This window comes from Micromonospora sp. 4G55 (genome assembly GCF_016803375.1).
Genome location: NZ_JAEVHN010000755.1, coordinates 1 through 2,757 on the forward strand (window position 1 = coordinate 1; position 2,757 = coordinate 2,757).

Here is a 2,757-nt window from a genome sequence, read left to right on the forward strand (position 1 = left end):
AGACGGTGTGCACGGTGTCGCGGACGCAGAGGTCGCGGACCCGGCCGCACGCGCACCGGTACGCCTCCGGCGCCGCCGGCCGGCCGCAGCGCTCCGGTGCGCGGTCGCCGCCGGTCGCCGCGCCGACCGGACGTCCCGCATCCCGTCCCGACATGTCACGACACCTCCCGGTTTGTGAGTCTAGCCGGGCGCGCGGCTCCGGTGAGCTGTGTCACTCTGAGTGCCCAGGAAGCCGAAGCTACTGGCAGGTAACATTGCGCCGTGGGCAACTGCACAAGCGCCCGCGGTTGACCGGGCGTCAACGGACGCGCGAGGCTGCGCCCGTGACCGGGCGAGCGATCGCCACACCAACAGGAGGGTCGTCGAAACGCGATGAACATCGTCGTACTCGTCAAGCAGGTGCCCGATTCGGGCGCGGACCGCAACCTGCGTCCTGACGACAACACCGTCGACCGCGGTTCGGCGAGCAACGTCATCAACGAGATGGACGAGTACGCCATCGAAGAGGCGTTGAAGATCAAGGAGGCGCACGGCGGCGAGGTCACCATCCTGACCATGGGTCCGGACCGGGCGACCGAGTCGATCCGCAAGGCGCTCTCCATGGGCCCGGACAAGGCCGTGCACGTGGTGGACGACGCCCTGCACGGGTCCTGCGCCGTGGCCACCTCGAAGGTGCTCGCCGCCGCCCTCGGTCAGCTCAACGCCGACCTGGTCATCTGCGGTGCCGAGTCCACCGACGGCCGGGTCCAGGTCATGCCGCACATGATCGCCGAGCGGCTGGGCGTCGCGGCGCTGACCGGCGCCCGCAAGCTCACCGTCGACGGCGCCACGCTGACCGTCGAGCGGCAGACCGAGGAGGGCTACGAGGTCATCACCGCCTCGACCCCGGCCGTGGTCTCCGTCTGGGACACCATCAACGAGCCGCGCTACCCGTCCTTCAAGGGCATCATGGCCGCCAAGAAGAAGCCGGTGCAGACGCTCTCCCTGGGTGACCTCGGCGTCGCCCCGACCGAGGTGGGCTTCGACGGCGCGACCAGCGCCGTGCTGGAGCACACCAAGCGCCCGCCGCGTTCCGGCGGCGCCAAGATCACCGACGAGGGCGAGGGCGGCGTCAAGCTGGTCGAGTTCCTCGCCACCGAGAAGTTCGTGTGAGAGGTCTGGACATGTCTGAGGTTCTCGTCGTCGTCGAAGCCACCCGGGAATTCGGCGTCAAGAAGGTCACCCTGGAGATGCTCACCCTCGCCCGCGAGCTGGGCACCCCGAGCGCGGTGGTGCTCGGTGGCGCCGGCGCCGCCGAGGCGCTGAGCGCCAAGCTGGGCGAGTACGGCGCGGAGAAGATCTACGCCGCCGAGAGCGAGGAGATCGACGGCTACCTGGTGGCCCCGAAGGCCACCGTGCTGGCCGAGCTGGTCAAGCGGGTGCAGCCGGCCGCCGTGCTGCTCGCCTCCGCGCAGGAGGGCAAGGAGATCGCCGCCCGCCTCGCCGTCAAGCTCGACAACGGCATCCTGACCGACGTGGTCGGCCTGGCCGCCGACGGCACCGCGACCCAGGTCGCCTTCGCCGGCTCCACCATCGTCAAGTCCAAGGTCACCAAGGGTCTGCCGCTGGTCACCGTCCGGCCGAACTCGGTCAACCCGACCCCGGCGCCGGCCACCCCGGCCGTCGAGCAGCTCACGGTGGCGGTCACCGACACCGACAAGCTGGCCAAGGTCGTCGACCGGGTCGCCGAGCAGAAGGGCTCCCGCCCCGAGCTGACCGAGGCCGGCATCGTGGTCTCCGGTGGTCGTGGTGTCGGCAACGCCGACAACTTCAAGCTGGTCGAGGAGCTGGCCGACCTGCTCGGCGGCGCCGTCGGCGCGTCCCGCGCGGCGGTCGACTCCGGCTTCTACCCGCACCAGTTCCAGGTGGGTCAGACCGGCAAGACCGTCTCCCCGCAGCTCTACGTTGCGCTGGGCATCTCCGGCGCGATTCAGCACCGGGCCGGCATGCAGACCTCGAAGACGATCGTCGCCGTGAACAAGGACGGCGAGGCCCCGATCTTCGAGCTGGCCGACTTCGGCGTGGTCGGCGACCTCTTCAAGGTCGTCCCCCAGGCCGCCGAGGAGATCCGCAAGCGCAAGTGACGCCCGCTCGGGGCGCCGCCGGCCGGCGCCCCGACGCGACGCAGATACAGAGAAAGAGTGGCCATTCCGCGAAGGATGGCCACTCTTTCTCTGTATCTGTTCCCGTTCCCGTCGCGGTGGGAAAAGGGAGCTGATCGGCGGGCCGGGGAGCTGAGCCGGCCCGCCGATCAGCCCGTCAGGGTGCCCCTCAGCAAACTGTCGCCGGAGTGGGCGGGCTTGTTGTCGTACTGCTCGGCGGAGACGTCGACAACCGAGTATGCCTGAAGATCGACATTTGGTGGTAACGGGAGCAGCGCATCCCCCGACGGATCGCGCAGCACACCGATCGAGAACATCTCCATGCTGGTCGGGTTGATCAGCCAGACCTCGTAATACCCCGGAACGTCCGGGAGATTCGCGACGTGCAGGTGCAGTCGGCCGTCGGTGAAGATCCGGGCGTCGCCGTTGGCGTCCTTCGGCGTCCTCCCGTACGCGGACAGCGGCGCGCTGGCCAGGACGGCCTGCTGCGGTGCCCGATCCGGCTCCCGGTCGGTGGCGTCCAGCACGGCGAGGGTGCCGACCACGCCGAGCACGGCGGCGGCGGTGGCCGTCACCACGGTCGTCGCCCAGCGCGGCCAGCCCCGGCGCCGGCCGG

General features: G+C 70.1%; 3 protein-coding genes. 2 read left to right on the forward strand and 1 reads right to left on the reverse strand.

What is annotated here, in order from left to right:
* Nucleotides 1–372 precede the first annotated feature (372 nt).
* A complete protein-coding gene (locus JNW89_RS33645; protein WP_238452108.1) occupies nucleotides 373–1,152 on the forward strand; it encodes an electron transfer flavoprotein subunit beta/FixA family protein in 780 nt (259 codons plus the stop codon).
* 11 nt (nucleotides 1,153–1,163) lie between these two features.
* Complete coding sequence (locus tag JNW89_RS33650; RefSeq protein ID WP_088963606.1) at nucleotides 1,164–2,123, forward strand: electron transfer flavoprotein subunit alpha/FixB family protein; 960 nt, start codon at nucleotides 1,164–1,166, stop codon at nucleotides 2,121–2,123.
* Between the two features lie 167 nt (nucleotides 2,124–2,290).
* Here the strand turns inward: JNW89_RS33650 and JNW89_RS33655 are convergent.
* On the reverse strand, nucleotides 2,291–2,757 hold a 467-nt coding region (locus JNW89_RS33655; RefSeq protein ID WP_238452109.1), incomplete at its 5' end, for an anti-sigma factor.